The following is a 22,244-nucleotide window of genomic DNA, read 5'->3' on the forward strand; positions in this document are numbered from 1 at the left end:
CTCTAAATTTTAATTTAGAAGATGTTTTTACAATTGCTTCTCTATTTTCTCTACAACTAAATATAAAACAAGTAGCAAATAAGCACCAGGATATAATCAGGCGTAAATACAAACAACTTGTATACAAAGATGATTATGGAAATACCATAAGTAAAGATTTCGATAATGAAATATTATACTTTCATAAAAATGTCATCAATAACGATGAAAACATAATAAAATCAATCAGCCTATATGTTAGGCCATGTGTGTTTAGAAATCTATATATCTCCACAAAAAAAACAGCACCTAATGTAGATGAAGAAATTATAAAAGCTAATATTAATAAACGAACGGATATAATAATTGAAACAATCACAAACTTTATGGTCAGCGATATAATAAACAACCTTAAATTTGATGAATTCGAAAAAAACAATGTTGATCAGGAGTCATTAGATCATTATGAATATGAAAAATTTTGTGAAACAGAATTAAAAAAAGCAGGATGGGAAGCCAATGTTACAAAAAAAGGTGCTGATCAAGGCGTAGATATTGTCGCAACTATGAATAAATTTATGATAGTTGTACAGTGTAAAAAATATACAAACCCTATTGGCAACAAGGCCGTTCAAGAAGTAATTTCAGGAAAACAATACTACGAGGCTAATGGAGGTATAGTGGTTTCAAATATACCGTATACAAAGTCAGCTTTGCAATTAGCATCAATCTCTGGAATTAAATTGCTTCACCATGAACAATTAATAAGTCTTAAAGCAGACAATTTTAAAATTATCTGTAGCCCATAAGTTACATAATATGCAGATTGCTCCTGCATTGCCCTACCTCCTGCATCCATGCAACCCATAACGTGCGTTAATGTATCCTGTATCTTGGGTATTTGTAGGTTGGCGGTGAGGTACGAACCCCAACGCTTTTGATCGTATTTTGTTGGGGTTCGTACCTCACCCACAACCTACTTTTTCAAATTAATCTGGTTATCCAATGATAGAAATCGGCAAAATCAATACTCTTAAAGTCGCAAGCCGTGTAGGTTCGGAAATATATCTTGCTAGCGCAGCATCAGCGAAAGTGCTGTTGGTTGACAAGAGACCACCAATTTGCCAAGTGGGTGACGCACTGGAAGTCTTCGTTTATGTCGATACCGAAGGTCATTTGGCGGCAACAACAACCGTTCCTAAAGCATTGGTCGATGACATTGCTTGGCTGAAAGTGGTTTCACTTAATTATGTGGGCGCTTTTCTGGACTGGGGTTTGCCTAAAGACTTGCTGGTTCCCTTTGGTGAGCAGCACCACGAACTGGAAGTGGGCAAATCCTATCTGGTAAAACTGTTTCTCGATAACCAAAACCGCATTTTAGCCACGACTAAAATAGAGAAATTCATTGCAGAAGAGAATTTTTACTTCAAGGCAGGGCAAAAAGTTTCGCTGCTTATTGCTGATAAAACCGACTTGGGCATTAAGGCGATTATCAACAACAGCCATTGGGGCATGTTGTATGAAAACGAGCTATTCCAGCCCGTGCAAAAAGGCCAAAAATTAGACGGTTTTATTAGGCAAATCCGCGAAGACAATAAAATTGACCTTACCCTTCATCAACCCGGTTACGGTAAAGTCGATGAATTGACCGATAAAATTTTGGCTAAGATCAAAGACAACCAGGGTTTCTTGCCATTAAGCGACAAAAGCCCACCCGACACCATTTATAGCACTTTCGGTGTAAGCAAAAAGGTGTTCAAACAGGCGATTGGTGCTTTATACAAGAAGAAATTAATCTTGATTGAAAAGGACGGAATTAGGCTGATTTAACGTATTTAGGAACAACTAAAAGCTCAAAGGCATCCTTGTTCAGCTCTCCCTATGTGAATTCAGATGTTCAGCTTATGTTTTCACTTCCCCGGCTTCTGCGCTAGGGTTCATCTTCGGCAACATTTACACTTCAGCACATTGTTTTAAGGTAAACAAAACAGGCTCCAAACTTTTACCAAAGTCGGTCATGGAATATTCCACATATCAACCCATCGTTCCCGAACCTTGGCATTTAGGGCGTGTACGCTAGAATCGGGAGTACGGCGAGTTCGCCTACCTAGATACAGATAACAAACCAATATCAATAGACAACTTACGGCAAAGGCAACTAAATCGTACGGCATACAAATATCTCTTTTTTTAGTATCCAAGAAACTATCATTAAACCCGTAATTTCGTCATACCCTTACCAACCTCATCGAAAAATCGGTGAATATTGACAAAGTTAACAGAGTGGTTGAGGATAATCAGCAATATTAAATAGACAAGGATTGTCTCATTTGGCAAGGTTAACAAAAAGCTTCAATTGAAAGTAATATTAGAACCCAAAAATAGCACCGTTATGAATGTAGTGTTTTAGTCGTCGCTGCTTTCAAATAAATCAAATAGTCGAATTAAGCACGGCAATTTAGTTTGCGTGCTGTTTATCTTAATAAACTGGCATTAGGTAACTTATGGAAAACTTCACTCCCTTTTCGGCATTTTCAGGCGGCATTCTGATAGGACTCGCTGCAACTCTGTTGTTATTGTTTAACGGACGCATTGCCGGTATCAGTGGCATTATGGGCGGTATGATGAATTCTGACAGAACAGAATTATTTTGGCGATTCGCTTTTTTAGCCGGTATTGTTATTGGTGCATTTTTATTCCATCAGATAAAACCTGATTTTTATCAGCCACGCGAAAACTTTCCGGTTTGGCTATTGGCGTTTGGCGGTTTTCTGGTTGGTTTTGGTACCCGCATGGGTAATGGCTGCACTAGCGGCCACGCGGTTTGCGGAATAGCCAGAGGGTCTATACGCTCGATTACGGCCACGATAACATTTATGGCTAGCGGTTTTCTCACTGTTTACATTATGCGTCATATGCTGGGAGTGCTAGTATGAAACTCATCGTTATGTCTTTAATCAGCGGCATACTATTTGGTGTCGGGTTAACGCTTTCCCAAATGACCAATCCCGATAAGGTGATTAATTTTCTCGATATTGCCGGCAACTGGGATCCTAGCTTGATTTTCGTTATGGTCGGTGCGCTTGCCGTTACATCACTTTTCTTTCGGAACATAATCAAACGCCCAAGACCGCTATTCGACAAAGAATTTTACTTATCCAGTAAGTCGGTCATTGATAAGCCACTAGTTATTGGTGCTGCCATTTTTGGGATAGGATGGGGCATTAGCGGCTATTGCCCAGGGCCTTCGGTTGCTGGATTAGGTCTGGGCACAAGCGAAGCAGTTGTTATGGTTTTTTCTATCTACCTAGGTTTTATTGCCCATCGTTTTTATAACCAGTAAAACTGTTTCACCATGCTGACCTTGTGAAACACAATTATGTTTCAATGAAACGCATCCAGCAGCAATAAAAACTAAGCTAGATATTAAAAAAACGTATACCCATATTAAAAACAATGGGTTATAAATACCAGCTTATTCTGGCATGTGTCTTGCTTTTATTCCTATATCGCATTAACACTATTTCACTAACTCGAAAGTGAAAAACCCTAACGGCAACTAACGGAGAAGCATTATGTTATTTAAACAATTGTTCGATCAGGAAACCTGGACTTACACATATCTGATTGCTGACCCTGCCAATAAAGAAGCGGTCTTGATTGATCCAGTCAACACACATATCGACGCTTATCTGGCCTTGCTGGCAGAACATGGCTTGCAACTGAAATATTCGCTGGAAACCCATGTCCATGCCGACCACATCACCGCCAGCGGTTTGTTGCGGCAAAAGCTGGGTGCAGAAACAGGAGTCAGCGCTTTGTGCGGTGCGGAAACAGCGGATATCCAGATTAAAGATGGCGATGTGTTTTCTTTCGCTAACGGCGAACACATCAAGGTCATCGCCACACCTGGGCATACCAAAGGCAGTATTTCGTTTTTGTGGCGTGACCGGATTTTTACGGGTGATTCCTTGTTTATCGGCGGCTGTGGACGTACCGATTTCCAAGGCGGCGATGCCGGAGCACTTTACGACTGCATCACCCAACGCCTGTTCACTTTGCCTGATGATACATTGGTTTATCCAGGGCATGATTATCAACAACGCTGGGTCAGCAATATCATGCAGGAAAGAACTACCAATCCCAGATTGGCAGGTAAAACACGGGAAGAATTCATAACCATCATGAATAATCTTAATCTCCCAAAACCAAAGCTGATCGACGAAGCCGTACCTGCCAACCGTTATTGCGGTTTGGAAGAAAACGAACGCCAGGATGCTGTTGCCCATAGGGAACGGGTTCGGGAAACCTCTAAAACTGGCGATGAACCAACCGTAAACTGCGGCGGCGATATGCCAAAATCAAGCGGCATAACCGTGCAAGATATGGTGGCAGCAGCAAAACAGCAGATTACCGAAGTCACGGTGGACAAGGCAAAGCAATTATTGGCTGAAGGCAGCATTGCACTTGTTGATGTCCGTGAAGAAAGCGAGTACGCCGCAGGCCACATCAACAACGCTATTTTGCTACCACGCGGCGTTCTGGAATTCAAAATTGGGACAGTGCCTGAATTGGCCGACAAGGCCAAACCAGTCATCATCTATTGCCGCACCGGCGGACGCGCATCAATGGCAGCCGTCAACATGAAAGCCTTGGGTTATACCAATGTGGTTTCTATTGCTGGCGGTTATGAAGGTTGGCAAAAAACGGTTTAGATACATCATTATTGAAAACTTGTTGACTATCAACAAATTTTAGGTGAAAAAGGGCTTGAAAATGTTAGCGTTATGACAGTCAAGCCCTGTACCTACGTAGTGCGAAAACATATCAAAGCTATAATTAAACAATGAGAATTAAAACAATAATTACATCCTTGGAGGAATCATGTCAGATCAACACCATACCCTATTAATCGTCGGCGGCGGCGCTGCTGGCGTTTCAGTCGCCAACAATATGCGCCGTCAAAACCCATCCATCGCGATAGGTTTGATCGAACCGGCTGAAAAACACTATTACCAGCCCGGCTTCACGATCATTGGCGGCGGTGCTTACACACTGAAGCAAGCCACCCGAAATGAAAAGGATTTAATCCATCCCAGTGTCACCTGGATTAAGGAATATGCAGAAACTTTCCAGCCAGACGAAAATAGCGTAACCCTGCGTTCTGGCAATAAAGTGACTTACGACTTCTTGGTCGTCTGCCCAGGCCTACAACTGGATTGGGGTAAAATCAGCGGCTTGAAAGAAACGCTGGGCAAAAATAATGTGTGCAGCAATTACTCGGTCGATCATGTTGAGTACACTTGGACAACCATCCAGGCGATGCAATCCGGTACGGCTTTGTTTACCCAGCCGCCCATGCCCATCAAATGTGCCGGAGCACCGCAAAAGATCATGTATCTTGCTGCCGACCGCTTTCGCAAAAGAGGTATCCTGGATAAATTCAATATTGAATTCTGCAATGCCGGCCCAGCCATGTTTGGCATTCCTTTTTTCGCCAAAGCACTCTCTAAAGTGGTTGCCAATTATGGCATTAAAACCAACTTTAGCAGCAACCTGATAGCTGTTGACGGCGAAGCAAAAACAGCCACTTTTGAAGTCACTGACAGCGAAGGTAAAAAGACAACTGTCAGCAAATCATTCGACATGATCCACGTTACCCCACCACAAAGCGCACCGGATTTCATCAAACAAAGCCCGCTAGCGAATGCTGCCGGTTGGGTTGATGTGCATGAGAAAACCTTGCAACACAATAAATACCCTAATATTTTCGGATTGGGCGATGCCACCTCAACACCCAATGCCAAAACTGCCGCTGCGGTACGCAAACAAGTGCCTATCTTGGTGGATAACATCCTTAACCTGATGAACTCAAAGCCTGTTGAAGAAAAATACGACGGTTACGGCTCTTGTCCATTGACTACATCACTCAATACCGTAATGTTGGCCGAATTTTCTTATGGCGGTAAGGTAACACCTTCTTTCCCCTTTTTGGATCCACGCGAAAACCGCTTTATCTGGTGGATCGGCAAAAAAATAGGTTTTCCTTGGATGTACTGGAGCTTAATGATAAAGGGCTACCGGATTGATATTCCTCATTTGGAATCGTATGCCAAAAAATTTATGAAGGAAGATTAGACGTTAGATAATTCGTCTTATTTAAAAAGTGGGTTAGCGTAGCCTGGTATTTTTAAATCGTACAGGCCACGCTAATTCACCGATTTTGTTCGGTTAATTACTGATATTCCGAATATTTTCGCCCATCAAATTTTAAATTTTTCTGTGCCAAAACATAGAAATTAGAAACTACTAACCGCAATGTCCGATAAACAACCCGACAACTCGCAACTGGCCGATTTTTTCCCAATTGTAAATTGGCTAAAAAGCTACACACGCCGCGATTTTGATGGGGACATCTTTGCAGGAATCATCACCGCCATATTGCTAGTCCCGCAAGGAATTGCTTATGCCATTCTTGCTGGGTTGCCGCCGCAAATGGGTTTGTATGCCAGTATCCTACCGACTGCAATCTATGCCCTGCTTGGTACCAGCCGTACCTTATCCGTAGGGCCGGTTTCGATTGCTGCCATCATGATTGCCAGCGCTTTGGCAACGCCGGAAATCAGTGCGTTGGGCGATTCTGTGCAAAGCGCACTGATTCTGGCGGCGGAAAGCGGAATTATCATGCTGCTGATGGCTCTGTTACAAATGGGTGGGCTAGTCAATTTTATAAGCCACCCCGTACTCGCGGGTTTTACCAGTGGTGCGGCTTTGTTGATTATTGCCAACCAATTACCCCAATTAGCAGGCTCAAAGCCACCGTCATGTGGCTTTGATTTAGCGTGTTACCAGCACTATTTGCAAGGATTTAATACTGCAACCTTAGCTATTGCGATTGCCGCACTAACTATACTCATATTTTTCGGAAAACTCCTCGATTCGCTGCTTAAAAAACTCAACTTACCTATGACTATGGTGACTGGAATCAGCAAATGTGGCCCATTGTTAGCCGTTTTTCTTACTACTTTAGCCGCAACTTACTTCGACTTGCAAGCGCAGCAAGGTATCTCTTTAGTTGGGGTGGTGCCTTCTGGATTTCCCTCACTGAGACTCGATTTCGTTGATATTACAAAATGGAAAATCCTGTTACCTAGTGCTATCTTTATTGCCCTGATTGCTTATGTTGAAAGTGTCGCCATTGCCAAAGTCACCGCCAATCTCAGAGGTGAAAAAATCGCACCCAATCAGGAATTAATAGCGTTAGGGGTGGCCAACCTTGTCACAGCTATTTCTGGCGGCATGGCAGTTGCTGGCGGATTCAGCCGGACGATGGTTAACTTCTCCGCAGGTGCGCGTACACAGATGGCAATGCTCATTGCCGCAGTCATCCTAGGGGTCTCCGTCATTTTTTTTAGCGGCTGGTTTGCCAACATACCCAAAGCAACACTAGCGGCTATCATTATCGTAGCAGTCTTCCCCTTGGTACACATCAGGAATATTTTTCATACCTTCAATTATGATCGTGGTGACGGCATTGCCGAACTCGTCACCTTACTGGGCGTATTGATACTCGGCATTGAAAAAGGCATAACCTTAGGAATTATTCTCACACTGGCAAGCCAACTCCGTAAAGCCAGCCATCCTCACATCGCAGTAGTTGGCCGCATACCGCAAACTGAACATTATCGAAATATCAAACGTCATACTGTAGAAATTTGGCATCATTTATTATTGGTGCGTATTGACGAAAACCTCACATTCGCCAATATTGGCTATGTCGAAGACTACCTTTACGATGAATTAAACCGGCAGCCTAATATCAAACATGTCGTGCTGATTTTCACTTCGGTCAGTGATATAGATACGACAGCTTTGGAAGCCCTGGAAAAAATAAACCACGCCTTACAAACATCAGGAAAGACACTCAATATCTCGGAAGCGAAAGGCCCTGTTCTGGACAAACTGCGTAAAACCGATTTTCTTGAACAACTCAAACCAGGAAAAGTCTTCTTTCGAACAGAAGATGCCACCAAAGAATTGGGTTAATGATTACTCAACTAGCAATTAGGCACGCGTTATTTTTAGGGAATATCTAAAATTCAAAAAACTCCTTCGCCTTCCAGTGACGAAGGAAGTGCGGCAGCGAGTATGGAACTGGCGCCGTCTCCCTCTGGGAGAAGGTATTTTTAGAGATCCCCTTTATACTTTCTTACGACCAATCTGGAGAAACCGATGTTAAAAAAAATACCTTCAATATTAGGCATGATTATCTTACTGGCTGGCGTGACAAGTTTTCAAGTTTCTGCAAATGAGTTCTCTACCTTTCAAGTATCAGATCTTTTTCCTAATCTTAGCTATGGAGACAACCTTATACCGCAAAGATCAGATACGGTTTCAGTTAAGAAAGAGATAGGCTATGATGAGTCTAAAGACCCAGCATTACGTAAAGGCACTGAAAACTGGGAAGAGCCTCAGGGCAGTTTCTTCACCATACCTGCTGCTGTAGTTGGAATTATATTTATGATACTGCTTTTTAATAGGCATAATTAAAGGTAGTACGCCACGAAAATTAGGAAAAACGACATCGCTTAACTTTCTGTGCCGCCTCGCTAACCACTCGATTTAGGCAGAATTCAGCTAGCCAATTCCACAATCAATTGGAGCTAATTGCTAAAATCATCGGATTAATTCCAAGGGTTTGCCCCCCAATACACTTGGATCATTGTTGATTATATTTGTTGCTCGACTAGTCCTAACTGTCTTATTTTCACTAAGGCAAAATCTTCTAATTCTTTTAAAAGAAGCTCACTTCCTGAAGTTTCATCGCGCAATCTGGCCAGGTGGGCAAAATATTCTTCAATAGTGGTGCTTCCAGATTTTTGATGTCCGTTGATTCTATTTGCACAAAAGACCTGCCATTTAGATATTTCTTCAGGCTGCAACAGTTCTGGGTAGTTACGCGCACGGTATCTAAATAGCATTTCATCCAAGCGTTTATCGGTAAAGTTGGGCTTAATATTGACTAACTGATTTCGGGGCGTATTTCTGATTTTCGCCATTTTTTGTTTATCTGCATCAGAAAAAAAACCGCCACTGTAAATGCCAAGATCAGGATCGGTTTCTTGACCTGTGTCAGTAAATTTATTTTCAGAAAAAACTGCTGCAATTTTATCTGCCAATCCTTGAGTTGCTTTAATCTTGTCGATATTTGCGTGACACGTTGCTATATCGATATTTAATCGTTGTTGATCGCCTTGCTTAAGCACAGATATTGGCGCTAACACCGGACATTTGTTGATGTGTACGGTTTTGAGAGGGATTCTTTCTACGCCTTCGGGCAAATCTATCGTTGCGGTAAAAATTCGCTGTTGAATATCCGCTATCGACAAGGAAATCAAAGGTTCAGGATCAATGGACAGGTCATATACGATTATGCCGTTGTTATTTGTAGGATGTTTGCAGACGGGTAAAACGACTGCCAGACGGTGGTTGTCGCTGGAATACATCCCCGATACATGCACCACAGGCTTGAAACTGCCAAACTGGAGCAATTTAAGGGCTTCGGTTTTTGTCCTGTGCTGCCATAAGAACTGGTACAACTTGGGTTGTGCAGATTTAATCAACTTGGCTAATGCTATCGTGGCGTGTACATCAGACAGCGCATCATGGGCAGCTTCGTGGACGATTCCGTTGGCTTTGGTGAGTTCTTCCAGCTTGAAACTAGGGCGACCTTCTGCATCAGTAGGCCAGTTTATGCCATCAGGTCGCAAAGCTTTGGTTGCCCTGACAATATCAATTAAATCCCAACGAGAATTGCCGTTTTGCCATTCCCGCGCATAAGGGTCGTAAAAATTACGGTATAGGCAGTTGCGGGTAAATTCATCATCGAAACGGATGGAGTTGTAACCTAAGCTACAGGTGTTGGGTTCGGCAAGTTGTTCGTGAATAAGGCGGCAAAACTCTACTTCAATTACACCTTTGGATTCAGCAAGTTGTGGGCTGATGCCAGTTAGCAGACAGGCTTCGGGATGAGGCAGATAATCGGCGGGTGGTTTGCAGTAGACGACTAAGGGATCGTCGATGATATTAAGATCGACATCAGTACGCACCCCAGCAAATTGTGAGGGTCTATCGCGCTGGGGATCAATGCCGAAGGTTTCGTAATCGTGCCAGTACAGGCTGGTTTCTGTCACGAGCTGAGTATATGCAGCTTAGACTTGACCTTCCGCTTCCATTTTTTTGCGTCTTGGACACTTTTCCACACAAACACAACTGCCCGTATTTAGGCCGCCGCATGATCCTTTGATGGCACGCCGTCCAAACATGACACCGATTGCCATGAGACCTATCACGATTAACATCAATGCAAATGTTGCTAAAAAATAATTCATTTTGACACCTTCGTGCTTTGGGCAAAAGCAGTGGACATTTTCTCGTCAAAGCCTTTGTCAGATTTAATAATAAAAAACGCCGCGATATGGTTTTTTTCTGCGAATTGAAAACCTTCGTCTGGACCTAATACCATAATCGCCGTCGCCAAACCATCCGCTTCCATTGAAGTTTCGCTCAAGATAGTGATAGATGCCAACTTATGGTTAATGGGTCGACCCGTTCTTGGATCAATAGTATGGGAAAACCGTACACCTTCCACCTCAAAATAATTCCGGTAATCACCCGATGTCGCCACGCCAGTATCGGTGATTGCCAACACTTTTTCAATCGCCCGTTTTTCGGCGGTGGGTTTTTCAACAGCTATTTGCCAGGATTGACCTTGGTTATTCTTGCCTTTTACTCGGATTTCGCCACCTATCTCGACCATATAATCTACTAACCCTAAGCGTTCCAACAATGAAGCCACTTGGTCTACGCCATAGCCTTTGGCGATGCCCGATAAATCGACATAAAGTCTGGGGATGTCTTTTTTGACAAACAAACCATCATCCTTGAGCTTTAGATGCTGATAGCCGATTTGGTTCAATTTGTCTTTGATGACCGCATCATCGGGTGGCGACAAGCTCATTTCATCAGGACCAAAACCCCATACATTGACCAATGGACCTACCGTCACATCGAAAACGCCATTAGCTAATTGACTGATTTTTAATGCTTCTTTGAGGACTTCGTGCAATTCAGGTGAAACAGGTATCCAATCAGTTGATGTGTTTTGGTTGAATAATGACAGTTCCGAATCTTTTTGGTAGGTGGACATCTGTCCATTAACCTTCTCTAGCAACGCCTTGACTTGACGGGTGATTTCAGTGGGCGTAAGGGAATCAGGTAATTTGCTGGCTTTGATATTGTAGCTAGTCCCCATCGTCATGCCGACGGCATTGTAAGGATAATCTTGCGGCTTCTGTTCTGCCAACTTATCACAGGACGACAAAATAAAAATCAGGAACAAATAACTGCTACATGTAAGTTTGGTTTTTAATAACACTTGTTAATTCAATTTTATAAACGAAATTTGCTTAGGGAAATATTTTTTGCAGCCAATATTCTTCAATCACCGACGATACCGGCCTCTGCCCAAACTTTCAATATGAATTAGCCGACCATTTTCAAAATGTAATACCTTCCGTAACCGTGCGCTACCAAAATCGTATGTCCATTCCTCAACTAACACTTCTATTTCTTGGTAATGTGACTGTCCATAACCAAAAGAACTGCTAGGGAACCGTTGTTGTCCGTTAAAACCGTATTGTGTAGCATCAGCATGATTCGCGTTGCCCCGTCTTTCGTAATGTGACTCTTCAGAGTCTGGATCACCACATTTATCAGAAACGTCAGCTTTATAATCGCCGAGCTGAACCAAGGAATGACCGCATCTTAATGCAAATAGCGGTTCTGAAAATAAAAAAAACAACGAAAACACTAACCAGCTTAATCGTTTCATACCACACCCACCATTGCCTGTTATCATTTTAGGTTAACGTCAATAAAACATCCTTTATGACCGCTAGGGCATAATTTAACTTTGGCAATATGAATAAGGGCTGAACCTAAGATAATTAGACCGTATATAAGCAAAAACCCTGCATTGAGTGCAGGGTTTTACTTTTTTAAGATCATTTATAACGACTTGTCACACAAGAAGTCTCGACAAATCAATAGGTAGTCACTTTAAAAAATAAGCAGCTAACCTTAGTTTATATATTAAAACGAGAAAAATCGCTTAACCACCAAAATCGTCCAACATGATGTTTTCTGGCTCTACACCATTATCAAGTAACAACTTGACGACAGACGTGTTCATCATCGGTGGCCCACACAAGTAGTATTCACAATCTTCAGGTGCTGGGTGGTTTTTCAAGTAATTCTCAAAAAGAACATTATGGATAAAACCGGTATAACCTTTCCAATTATCTTCAGGCAAGGCATCAGACAAACCGACATGCCAGGTGAAATTTGGATTTTCCTTAGCCAACATATCAAAATCTTCAACATAGAACATTTCGCGCTTGCTACGGGCACCGTACCAAAAACTCATTTTCCGCTTGGACTTCAACCGGCGTAACAGGTCGAATATATGCGACCGCATCGGTGCCATACCTGCACCACCACCGACGAAAATCATTTCAGCATTGGTGTCTTTAGCGAAAAACTCACCATAAGGCCCTGATATAGTACATTTATCACCAGGTTTCAGGTCAAAAATATAAGATGACATAATGCCGGGCGGTACACTTTCATCGGCACGGGGTGGCGGAGTGGCAATCCGCACATTAAGCATGATTTCTTTTTCTTCGGGATAGCTTGCCATCGAATACGCACGTAACGCAGGTTCTTTCACCGTAGACACATAGCGCCATAAGTTGAACTTATCCCAATCTTCACGATATTCTTTTTCGATATCGAAATTGCTAAACTTGGCGATATGCGGTGGACATTCGATTTGGATGAAACCACCAGCGCGATAATTAATCGCTTCGCCTTTAGGCAATTCCAATACTAGCTCTTTGATGAAGGTGGCAACATTATGGTTTGATTTAACAGTGCATTCCCATTTTTTAATACCGAAGACTTCATCTTCAACTTCGATGTCCATATTGTGTTTGACGGACACTTGGCAAGAAAGCCGTTCACCTAAAGCTGCTTCGCGTTTGGTGATGTGACCCAATTCAGTCGGCAGAATTTCACCGCCGCCCGAATGAATTTTGACTTTACATTGTCCACAAGTACCACCACCACCACAGGCCGATGATACGAATAAGCCGTTTTCGGCCAATGCACCCAGTAATTTAGAACCCACCGGCACATGAATCTTCTTTTCATGATTGATCAGAATTTCCACATCACCTTCAGCGACCAACTTACTTTTGGCACCGATAATACCGAATACCAATGCAATCACGATCCCCGTGAAAATAATAATCCCTAATAAAATTTCCAGCATGTGTATGTAACCTTCTTAAAGTTGGATTCCAGAGAAAGCCATGAAGCCAAGCGACATCAGCCCTGCAGTGATAAATGTAATACCTAAGCCTTGTAAGCCAGCCGGAATATCGCTGTATTTAAGTTTTTCCCGTACACCAGCCATAACGGTGATCGCCAACGCCCAACCAAAGCCGCTGCCCACCCCATAAACAACGCTTTCGCCAAAGTTATAATCGCGCTCAATCATGAACAAGCTACCGCCCAAGATGGCACAGTTAACGGTAATCAAGGGCAGGAATATTCCCAACGCAAAATATAAGGCAGGAAAGAACTTATCCAGCACCATTTCTAAAATTTGCACTAATGCGCCGATAATACCGATACAACTTAACAACGCTAAAAAGCTTAAATCAACGCCAGTAATACCCATCCATGACAATGCATCTTCTTTAAGTAAGGCATGATAGACGAAGTTATTGGCCGGTACAGTAATCGCCTGTACCACCATAACCGCAACACCTAAGCCCATCGCGGTGGAAATCTTTTTGGAAACCGCAATGAAGGTACACATCCCCAAAAAGAAGGATAGCGCCAGATTTTCAATAAAAACGGCTTTAACAAATAAACTGATGTAGCCTTCCATTAGTGATGCGCTCCTTCGCCATGTGAAATCGCCATGATTTTAAAATCAACCACTTCATTTTGCTCAGGTTTCCATTGGCGAACTGACCAAATAATTATGCCGATAATAAAAAATGCACTTGGCGGCAATAGCATCAAACCATTTGGATCGTACCAGCCACCATCTTTAGTAAGCTTAAAAACTTCGTAACCCAACAGTTTGCCTGAACCTAATGTTTCACGGAAAAATGCCACGATAATCAATATCAAACTATAACCTGCACCATTGCCTATACCATCCATGAAGCTTTCCAAGGGTGGATTCTGCATCGCATAACCCTCAGCGCGGCCCATTACGATACAGTTGGTAATAATCAAACCAACGAACACCGATAATTGCTTGCTGACATCGTATGCAACCGCTTTTAGTATCTGGTCTACGACGATTACCAAGGAAGCAATAATGGTCATCTGCACGATAATGCGGATGCTGCCTGGTATGTGCTTTCTAATCGCACTAATGGCTGCACTGGAAAATGCAGTCACCAATGTCAAAGCCAGCGCCATAATCAAGGAAGTTGACATCTGGGATGTCACCGCCAAAGCAGAGCAAATACCTAAAACTTGTAAGGTAATCGGATTGTTATTGACTAAAGGATCAATTATGACCTTCTTAGTCTCATCGTTTAATATCGCATTTTTCAGATCATCGCCTAATACCGCACTCATGACTTAGCCCCCTTAACCCTTACTTTACTTAAATAACGAGCAAAACCTTCTTTGCTCATCCAGTATCTGACCAAATTAGTAACACCGGTACTGGTTAATGTTGCCCCAGCCAAACCGTCCACTTGGTATTGTGAACCCGGCTTTTCGTTGTCTACAACACCTTTAATCAAGGCCAAGGCTGGCTCGCCTATATCCGCATCCTCAATTGAGCCTTTATCCATCGCAGGTTGATCGGTTTCGGCATAGACTTTTTTGCCTTTCCAAAGCGCACGCCATTTGGGGTTGACCACTTCGCCACCCAATCCTGGAGTTTCCGCTTGGTCATAAAAATTGATGCTTTGCACGGTTTGCCCGTCAGCATCTAAAGACAGGAAGCCGTAGAGCGTAGACCACAAGCCATAACCACTGACTGGCAAGATGATGGACTTGATTTTATCGCCTTCTTTAACCAGGAAAACCTTAGCCAACTTGGCTTTTATCCTGATGTGGGCAATATCTTTGGCTTTAGGAATGGCAATATTCTGAGCTGGATCTTTGGCCGCTTTACGTTGATCGTATTCATCTGCATTAACGGATTCATCATATTCGCCCGTCTCCAAGTTGACTATTTTAGGCTCAATTTGTTCCGCGAAGGCTGTGTCTATATTAGTGTCTTCTTTCATCAAACCCGCGACTTCAAGAATATTTTTCTTCATGTCCAAGTTTTTGTTGTAAGCCTGCAATGGCCTTAAAGCAACCGCACCAAAGGACACCAACACCGCACACACTAAGCAAAGGGCTACCGCAATCGCTATGGTTTTTTCCAAGCTATCATTGCCCATCGCCAACACTTTGTTCTTGTAAACCAAGAACTTCTGGTAATGTTCACAGTTGTCCAGTCGCGTACAGAATTTAACGTAAGACTCGCTTTTTTTGATGACATTAAGCATGACGTTTCATCCTTCTTCTGATATTGGCTTGTATAACGAAGTAGTCAATAGTGGGCGCAAACATATTGGAAAACAGAATAGCCAACATTATCCCTTCGGGAAAAGCCGGATTAACCACTCTGATAAGTACCGTCATAATCCCGACCAATGCCCCATATACCCAGCGTCCAGTATTGGTCATCGCCGCACTGACAGGATCGGTTGCCATATAAACCATACCAAATGCGAAACCGCCCATCGTCAAATGCCAGTACCACGGTATCGTGAACATAGGATCAGTATCGCTACCAATCATATTAAATAGCAACGATGTCGCCACCATTCCAAGAAAAACACCGCCCATAATCCGGTACGATGCAATTCGGGTATAAAGCAAAAACGCCGCGCCTACCAAACAGGCTAACGTTGAAGTTTCACCCAAACAGCCAGGTTCAAAACCAAGGAATGTCTGCATCCAGCTATAATTTGCCGCATAAACCGCTTCAAGTCCGCCGTTTGCAGCCAAAGCTAAAGGTGTTGCGGCGGTAAAACCATCAACAGCCACCCAAACAGAATCACCCGTAATAGATGCAGGGTAAGCAAAATACAAAAACGCCCGTCCGGTTAAAGCAGGGTTTAGGAAGTTTTTGCCCGTACCGCCAAATACTTCTTTGCCAATGACAATACCGAATGAAATACCCAATGCCACCTGCCACAAAGGCATATCGGGCGGCATAATCAAGGTATAGAGCATTGATGATACGAGAAAGCCTTCGTTAACTTCATGCCCACGCACGGTCGCAAATAGCACTTCCCAAACACCGCCTACTGCCAAAGTGACGATATAGATCGGTAAGAAATACAACGCACCATGCACAAAATTGGACAATGGATTCGAAGCGTTATAACCAAAAAGTGACATGAACATGCCACGCCAGTTAGTAATTTCTTTCGTACCCATGACTTCCATCGCATGGTTGGCCTGATAACCCGTGTTATACATCGCCATCAGCACGCATAAGAAAGTCCCGATGACCACAAACGTCATCGTCCGTTTCAGGTCATTACCGTCACGTACATGGGTAGTGCCGCGTGTTACATCGGCTGGGGTATAGATGAAGGTATCCACCATCTCGTATAACCCGAAGTATTTTTCGAGTTTTCCGCCTTTTGTAAAATGCGGCTCTAGCCTGTCTAAAAAATCTCTAGCCGACATTACCCTTCCTTCTCAATTTTAGTTAAATTCGCCCTTAATACCGGGCCGAAATCATGCTTGCCTGGATCGACGAAGGTGAATAACGACACATCTTCCTCATCTAATTCTAAGCATCCCAGTAACTGCGCTTGGTCGGTATCACCAACCACCATAGACTTAAGCAACGGAGTCGGCAAGATGTCCATCGGCATGACCGTTTCATAAATGCCCACGGGAACAATCGCACGATTACTGCCATTCTTATCAGTCGTTAGCGGGAATTTCCGATGCGACTTACGATCTTGACGGCTTTTGATATAGACATCTAACGCGGAATATTTGTCTTTGCCTGGCACTATCCAGCCAAAAAGTTCACGGGCGCGGCCTTCCTGCAATGCAGATACCTGGAGATGATAACAACCTAGATAGGCTGCCCAATCTGATGCCTGATGCCCATATAATACAGAGCCAGAAATCACTCTGTTTTCAACATCGGTCAGTTCGCCAGCCACCAAATCATCGGTATTCGCACCGACGCGGGTACGGACTAATCGGGGATTTTTTACTGTAGGGCCTGCCAACGAAACAACGCGTTCAACATTCAACTTGCCCGTAGTAAATAACGCGCCGATTGCTATAACAGCTTGATAATCAATATACCAAACAAACTTATCAACATTGACCGGATCAATAAAATGGATGTGTGTACTAGGTAATCCGGCGGGATGCGGCCCTGAAAACTCAGCAACCTCAACCGAGCCATTATCGCCTGTTGCAATATCAGCATCTTTTGCCTTGCAGACGTAAACTTTACCTTCGCTTAATCTGGATAAGACCGCCAGGCCATTAGCGAAATCAGCACTGCGATCTTTAATAATAACCGCTGGATCTGCTGCCAATGGGCGGGTATCCATTGCCGTCACGAAAATAGATTTTGGCTTACTGTCAACCGCTGGAATTTTGCCGTAAGGTCTTGCTCGTAAAGTTGTCCACAAACCAGACTTCAAAAGATTCGCTTTAATCTTTTCAATATCCAGTTTTGAAAGCTCGGCTTCCTTGTACTTATCGAACGATTCCTGTTCTGAACCCTTCAACTCGATAACAACAGACTGCAAGACCCGTTTATCGCCGCGATTAATGCTTTTGACGACACCTGCCCCGGGCGATGTAAACATAACGCCAAGGTTTTTTTTGTCCTCGAAAAGAACCTGCCCTAACTTGACCGTATCGCCTTCGTTGACCAGCATCGTAGGCTTCATCCCTACGTAATCCATGCCCAAAATCGCAACCGATTTAACTTTGTTGCCATTTTCGATAACCTGTTTAGGCTCACCCGTTATCGGTATGTCCAAACCTTTTTTAATAAGAAATTGCATTTTGATAAGCCCGCTCTCCAGACGCGTTGCAACGAAACCATTCCTAAGCTATTTCAAACCTAGCTAGGCACTTTAAATGACGAGGAAATAAATCGACGGTATTACACCATAAAAACTGTACTTTCTCAACCAGAGGCTAGGCAAAAACACTCGGCTTTATCCTGTCTTGTGAGATCTTCATCCTCTAGTCTCCAGTTGTTTTACGATAAGATTAACCTATCTGCCAGTTCTTACAAATCGTCCGGCTTGCGTTTTGAGTTGAACCATTCGGAATGTCCAAACCTTTGGTATCGGTTCGGTGTGAAAAACATGTTTTTTTACTCCCTATCTTCATCTAAACATAAATTTTCCTAATCAGTAAGATACTCCAGCCAAACGCTGGGTAGCCCCTTCTCCCTTCGGGAGAAGGTTGGGATGAGGGGATCTAAAAAGCAAAAAACCTTATTGAACCCCTCACCCTAGCCCTCTCCCCGTGGGAGAGGGGATCAGTTCTTTTTAGCTGAAGCATCTTGCTAATCAGATAAATTTTTAAACTCTGAGAATTGCTTAAACTGTCGCGCCCCTGCTGTTTTAACATACTGTAAAAACTGGAATAAGGGTGATTTTTTAAATCAGTCACATACCCGTGCTTGACAGGATTATTAAACAAATAATTCAGCCGGATAAAATAATCCCGCTCATCACGCGGACAATAATCCCAATAATTCCACCAAATCGGTTTTTCTGCCTGAAGCTGGGAACGGATAAACCTGGCCGAAAGCATGTGTATCTTGCCAATAATACCGCTTAAATCCTCCCCGTTTTTGCTGATTCCCAGCAAGTGATAATGATCGTCGAGAATAACCCAATCATTTAACAGCCACTCCTTTTCCTCAAAACATTGCCGAATAGTGGCTAACAGATAATCTTTGATAGCATTGGATTGCAGCAAAGCCCGCTTTTGATAAATACTGCCCGTAATAAAATAAGGACTATTATCAACAAATAAATGCGCTGGATTATGCTGATGTTTTTTGAGCATTTTAAGCAGTTAATGGCGTAAAAATATAGAATAACAACTCGGAGTAAAAAAACATGTTTTTTTATTCCCCTTCAACTTGCTGTTCGCCTAATTAAACCCGCAAAAACCCTAACTCAAACACTTGCGGTTGCAGCTTATCGCTCAAGGTTTTGTATGCCGTTTCAAACGGCTTGAAATCAATGGTTACACTATCACCGCTGGCATTACGCGCTTTGAGCGCATTGCGGATTTGATACCAGCCTACATCGGGGCGGTTCAACTTTAATTCATCACGGACGCTACGCACGTCGGTTTCGGCAAAATACGCTTGCCATAACACTCGTCCGGCATCCAAGACCGCCTGTGCTTCTAGGGAGATGCTGGAGTGCGGCGACAAGTCGCCGCTTGCCGCGTGCGTAGACGCTGCTTGCGTAGACGTGTCTACGCACTCCGACTGCTTGGCTTGCAACGCCGCCAGGTATTGCACCATGAAGTCGGATTCAAAGCGGTCTGGCGCGTTGACTTCCGCCTCGGTGTAGGGGATGAAGTGGTTGACGATGCTCCATTTCTTGCCGTTCCATTCCAGGTCGTCGGCACTGGCGGTTAGGTTGCTGCCATGAAATAGCATCCAGATTAAACAGTCGGTTTTGAATTCGTCGGGTAGCGGCTGATTGGGTTGCAAGAATTGGTCGCGGTCGTTGAGCCATGTTTGTTTTATAACTCGGCGAACAGTGAAAACAATCGCCGCTTGCCAAAGATTTTCAGGATTAACGAAGAAAGCACCTGGGCTACTGTAACCTGATGACAATAAAGCAGTTAAATTGGCATTTTGCATATCGCTTGCATGGGCATACAAACATGCAATTGCATTGTCCGACCAATATGTGCCGCGAATATCTTTTGTTTTTGTCGCTGGCACAATCGCATTTTTTAAGGGCAACGCCTCTGTTTTATTCGGTTTAGGTCTGGCTACCCACTTGGTCAATAACTGATCGGCGGGTAAATTGTAAAAACATTTTTCTCCAATTGCTTGCGCTTTTTTATCTAAAACTTCAGTGCTAATTTCAGTGACGAACGGTATCGAATCTTGTTTGGTCTCCCAGACTAAAAAACCAATTGGGAAATCGCCTTTTAATCCATCAAATGCTTTGTTATGTACGACAAATCCACCAAGATATTGTGCTCGCCAAATTTGGCGAAATTGTTCAAAATTCGGTGAAACGACATATTTCAAAGTACTAAACATTGCTACGCGAGCCTTTGGAATTTCCCTATATATTCGAGCCAAAAATTGAGCAAACAATTCCCGTTTGGCATAGCCAAAATCTTCCATAGCGCTAGACATTTTCGTCGTCGCAACCCCCTCTTTATTTCCGCTATCAACCCCCGCTCCTGATTCTGCATACGGGGGGTTCATCAACACCAAAATCTTCTTACCTTCAGCAATGGCTTTGCGTAAACCTTCCGGCACTTTGTTGGTCAGGCTGTAATCAATGTTGCCGTCATCAGTAATATCATCATTCAAATAATCATATTGAAAGCGTTGCGCCGCCACGCAGGTCTTGGTGGCTTTCATCACGTCCACATCGGCTTCATCCAAGGTACTCATGTAGATGTTGCGCGGATTGCTGTGCTTGACTTCCAAGTTGCCCACGCCACAACACATGTCCCAAACGATGTAATTCTTTTGCCAGTTATTGCCCAGTGTTTCGGTGAGTTTGTCGTAGGCTTTATCGACCACAGCGAGCGGTGTGTAATACGCGCCTTTAAAACTGCGTTCATCCAGTGGAATCAAGCTGTCGCGGCGTTCGAGCAAATAGTTGCGGTATTCGGCTTTGGGCGGTTTGTGGTAAATCGCCCAAAACTGGCGATAGCCTTCTTTGTTGCCCAATTGGTAGATTTTGCCGCCTAAGCTGAACACGGGGGCATTGTTTTTGTGCAGCAATTCGGCGGGTAAGTTGGTGTGGGTAGACACCGTGCCATCGTGCATGATGTCGGCAAAAAACAGCAATGCGTAGTTTTCTTCCGCTACGCCGTTGATTTCGCGCCCTATCATCACCACCCATTTGTCGAAAACCTGCTTTAAGTTGTCGGGCGTAATCTGGGTGCGGATGATGTCGCCGGATTTGATGGCGGTTTTAACGGTGCTGATGAATTCGTCTTCATGCGTGGCAATCTTGAACGACACAAAGTGCGTCCCGATGTGGGCAGACACTTCGTCCAAGGCTTCTTTAGGGTATTGGCTGGCGGACTTGCCCCATTTTACGGTTTTTTTGGCGAGGAACGGCAACACGTCGGCGGTTTTCATGAGCGCCGCTTTTTCGGTATCAATGACCGCTAAAAACGGCGGCACATGTTCCCCTTTGTTCAGGCCATCTTGAACGTAATGCAGCAATTGGGTGAACATGGCGTAACTGGAATATTTGCCGGTGTCTTTGGCTTCAAACCAGATTTCATCGGTGCGGATGTCAATCAGCCCTTTGGTGTAGCTTTTTAAGCCCAGTGCTTTGATGTAAATATCTTTGACATCTTCTTCGCTGCGGACGTTTTTAAGGCGTTGATATAGGCTCATGCTTCATCATAAAAGGTTAATTTTCTTGGGGTAAGCGTAGCAGGTTTCCTTAAAAAATGATGCTTAAGCGGTTTTTCTCGTTCTCAAACTGGAGCTTCACTGCCCACAGTTAAGAAATACGGAGTCAGAAAATATGTTTTTTGATTCCTCATAAACAGCGAATACGGGAGTGCAAACCTTGGTTTGTACTCCAGGTGATAGATATCTCAACGCTTAACCGTGGGCAATGATGCCGAGGCGTGGGAACTAAGGAATTTTGCTGGACTGGGCAACATACTCCATCGGGCTGAGTGTGGCTGTATTTTGTGACTTTTCTAAAGACAATAAAAAACCCGCCAAGCCTTTCAGGTTGCGGGTTTTGGTGTTCTTTTGGACTTCGTAAAATCCTTATTTGGTACCGATGGCCGGTACTAAACTATCCTTATTTTTCAATAAGTTATTTTATCTATGATGCAATTCTGATGCATTTCAAAAAACTGTCAGCTCAATT

General features: G+C 43.5%; 21 protein-coding genes. 8 read left to right on the forward strand and 13 right to left on the reverse strand.

The features are described from left to right. Both ABL924_RS12795 and ABL924_RS12800 read left to right on the forward strand, forming a co-directional pair. Positions 1-788 (forward strand): restriction endonuclease (locus ABL924_RS12795; RefSeq protein WP_349027481.1); only part of this gene is annotated, 788 nt, incomplete at its 5' end. A 196-nt stretch (positions 789-984) separates the two neighbouring features. Next, positions 985-1,809, forward strand: coding sequence for a S1-like domain-containing RNA-binding protein (locus ABL924_RS12800; RefSeq protein WP_349027482.1), 825 nt, complete (start codon positions 985-987; stop codon positions 1,807-1,809). Positions 1,810-1,932: 123 nt separating this feature from the next. On the opposite strand, the gene ABL924_RS12805 is transcribed toward ABL924_RS12800, so the two are convergent. Beyond that, complete coding sequence (locus ABL924_RS12805) at positions 1,933-1,998, reverse strand: hypothetical protein (protein WP_349027501.1); 66 nt, start codon at positions 1,996-1,998, stop codon at positions 1,933-1,935. Between the two features lie 485 nt (positions 1,999-2,483). On the opposite strand from ABL924_RS12805, the gene ABL924_RS12810 reads away from it, so the two are divergent. From ABL924_RS12810 to ABL924_RS12835, 6 genes are all read left to right on the forward strand, one after another. After that, complete coding sequence (locus ABL924_RS12810) at positions 2,484-2,915, forward strand: YeeE/YedE family protein (RefSeq protein WP_349027483.1); 432 nt, start codon at positions 2,484-2,486, stop codon at positions 2,913-2,915. Then, positions 2,912-3,322 carry a DUF6691 family protein gene (locus ABL924_RS12815; protein ID WP_349027484.1) on the forward strand — a complete coding sequence of 137 codons (411 nt, stop codon included), beginning with the start codon at positions 2,912-2,914 and terminating at the stop codon, positions 3,320-3,322. Before ABL924_RS12810 ends, ABL924_RS12815 begins: the two co-directional genes overlap by 4 nt. 232 nt (positions 3,323-3,554) lie before the next feature. Then, positions 3,555-4,694: an MBL fold metallo-hydrolase gene (locus ABL924_RS12820; protein ID WP_349027485.1), complete on the forward strand. Its 1,140-nt coding sequence runs from the start codon at positions 3,555-3,557 to the stop codon at positions 4,692-4,694. Between the two features lie 169 nt (positions 4,695-4,863). Continuing rightward, positions 4,864-6,117: an FAD/NAD(P)-binding oxidoreductase gene (locus tag ABL924_RS12825; protein WP_349027486.1), complete on the forward strand. Its 1,254-nt coding sequence runs from the start codon at positions 4,864-4,866 to the stop codon at positions 6,115-6,117. A 180-nt stretch (positions 6,118-6,297) separates the two neighbouring features. Next, complete coding sequence (sulP, locus tag ABL924_RS12830) at positions 6,298-8,025, forward strand: sulfate permease (protein WP_349027487.1); 1,728 nt, start codon at positions 6,298-6,300, stop codon at positions 8,023-8,025. Positions 8,026-8,211: 186 nt separating this feature from the next. Continuing rightward, positions 8,212-8,529: a hypothetical protein gene (locus tag ABL924_RS12835; RefSeq protein ID WP_349027488.1), complete on the forward strand. Its 318-nt coding sequence runs from the start codon at positions 8,212-8,214 to the stop codon at positions 8,527-8,529. A gap of 179 nt (positions 8,530-8,708) precedes the next feature. Here ABL924_RS12835 and sbcB read toward each other — a convergent pair whose 3' ends face one another. The 12 genes from sbcB to ABL924_RS12895 form a co-directional block, all read right to left on the reverse strand. After that, complete coding sequence (sbcB, locus tag ABL924_RS12840; RefSeq protein WP_349027489.1) at positions 8,709-10,172, reverse strand: exodeoxyribonuclease I; 1,464 nt, start codon at positions 10,170-10,172, stop codon at positions 8,709-8,711. An 18-nt stretch (positions 10,173-10,190) separates the two neighbouring features. Beyond that, positions 10,191-10,370, reverse strand: a complete 180-nt coding sequence (nqrM, locus tag ABL924_RS12845) for a (Na+)-NQR maturation NqrM (RefSeq protein ID WP_349027490.1) — start codon at positions 10,368-10,370, stop codon at positions 10,191-10,193. Then, positions 10,367-11,416: an FAD:protein FMN transferase gene (locus ABL924_RS12850; protein WP_349027491.1), complete on the reverse strand. Its 1,050-nt coding sequence runs from the start codon at positions 11,414-11,416 to the stop codon at positions 10,367-10,369. The genes nqrM and ABL924_RS12850 overlap by 4 nt, the downstream gene beginning before the upstream one ends. 66 nt (positions 11,417-11,482) lie before the next feature. Beyond that, on the reverse strand, positions 11,483-11,872 hold the full coding sequence (locus ABL924_RS12855) for a DUF2845 domain-containing protein (RefSeq protein WP_349027492.1): 390 nt from the start codon (positions 11,870-11,872) through the stop codon (positions 11,483-11,485). Positions 11,873-12,151: 279 nt separating this feature from the next. After that, positions 12,152-13,372 carry an NADH:ubiquinone reductase (Na(+)-transporting) subunit F gene (gene nqrF, locus ABL924_RS12860; protein WP_349027493.1) on the reverse strand — a complete coding sequence of 407 codons (1,221 nt, stop codon included), beginning with the start codon at positions 13,370-13,372 and terminating at the stop codon, positions 12,152-12,154. A gap of 15 nt (positions 13,373-13,387) precedes the next feature. Beyond that, positions 13,388-13,996 (reverse strand): NADH:ubiquinone reductase (Na(+)-transporting) subunit E, encoded by a 609-nt coding sequence (gene nqrE, locus ABL924_RS12865; RefSeq protein WP_349027494.1) that lies wholly within the window; start codon positions 13,994-13,996, stop codon positions 13,388-13,390. Continuing rightward, positions 13,996-14,703 carry an NADH:ubiquinone reductase (Na(+)-transporting) subunit D gene (locus ABL924_RS12870; protein ID WP_349027495.1) on the reverse strand — a complete coding sequence of 236 codons (708 nt, stop codon included), beginning with the start codon at positions 14,701-14,703 and terminating at the stop codon, positions 13,996-13,998. The genes nqrE and ABL924_RS12870 overlap by 1 nt, the downstream gene beginning before the upstream one ends. Beyond that, positions 14,700-15,632 carry a Na(+)-translocating NADH-quinone reductase subunit C gene (locus ABL924_RS12875; protein WP_349027496.1) on the reverse strand — a complete coding sequence of 311 codons (933 nt, stop codon included), beginning with the start codon at positions 15,630-15,632 and terminating at the stop codon, positions 14,700-14,702. The genes ABL924_RS12870 and ABL924_RS12875 overlap by 4 nt, the downstream gene beginning before the upstream one ends. After that, entirely contained in the window at positions 15,625-16,827 is a 1,203-nt protein-coding gene (locus ABL924_RS12880; protein WP_349027497.1) for an NADH:ubiquinone reductase (Na(+)-transporting) subunit B, read from the reverse strand. Before ABL924_RS12880 ends, ABL924_RS12875 begins: the two co-directional genes overlap by 8 nt. Then, positions 16,827-18,182, reverse strand: a complete 1,356-nt coding sequence (locus ABL924_RS12885) for a Na(+)-translocating NADH-quinone reductase subunit A (protein WP_349027498.1) — start codon at positions 18,180-18,182, stop codon at positions 16,827-16,829. The genes ABL924_RS12880 and ABL924_RS12885 overlap by 1 nt, the downstream gene beginning before the upstream one ends. Before the next feature lie 424 nt (positions 18,183-18,606). Continuing rightward, on the reverse strand, positions 18,607-19,203 hold the full coding sequence (locus tag ABL924_RS12890; RefSeq protein WP_349027499.1) for a transposase: 597 nt from the start codon (positions 19,201-19,203) through the stop codon (positions 18,607-18,609). 91 nt (positions 19,204-19,294) lie between these two features. Continuing rightward, the gene (locus ABL924_RS12895; RefSeq protein ID WP_349027500.1) at positions 19,295-21,754 is read right to left on the reverse strand and encodes a hypothetical protein; all 2,460 of its coding nucleotides are present in this window, start codon (positions 21,752-21,754) and stop codon (positions 19,295-19,297) included. Positions 21,755-22,244: the final 490 nt, after the last annotated feature.

Origin of the sequence: Methyloglobulus sp., assembly GCF_040079455.1 — a bacterium.
GTDB lineage: Bacteria > Pseudomonadota > Gammaproteobacteria > Methylococcales > Methylomonadaceae > Methyloglobulus.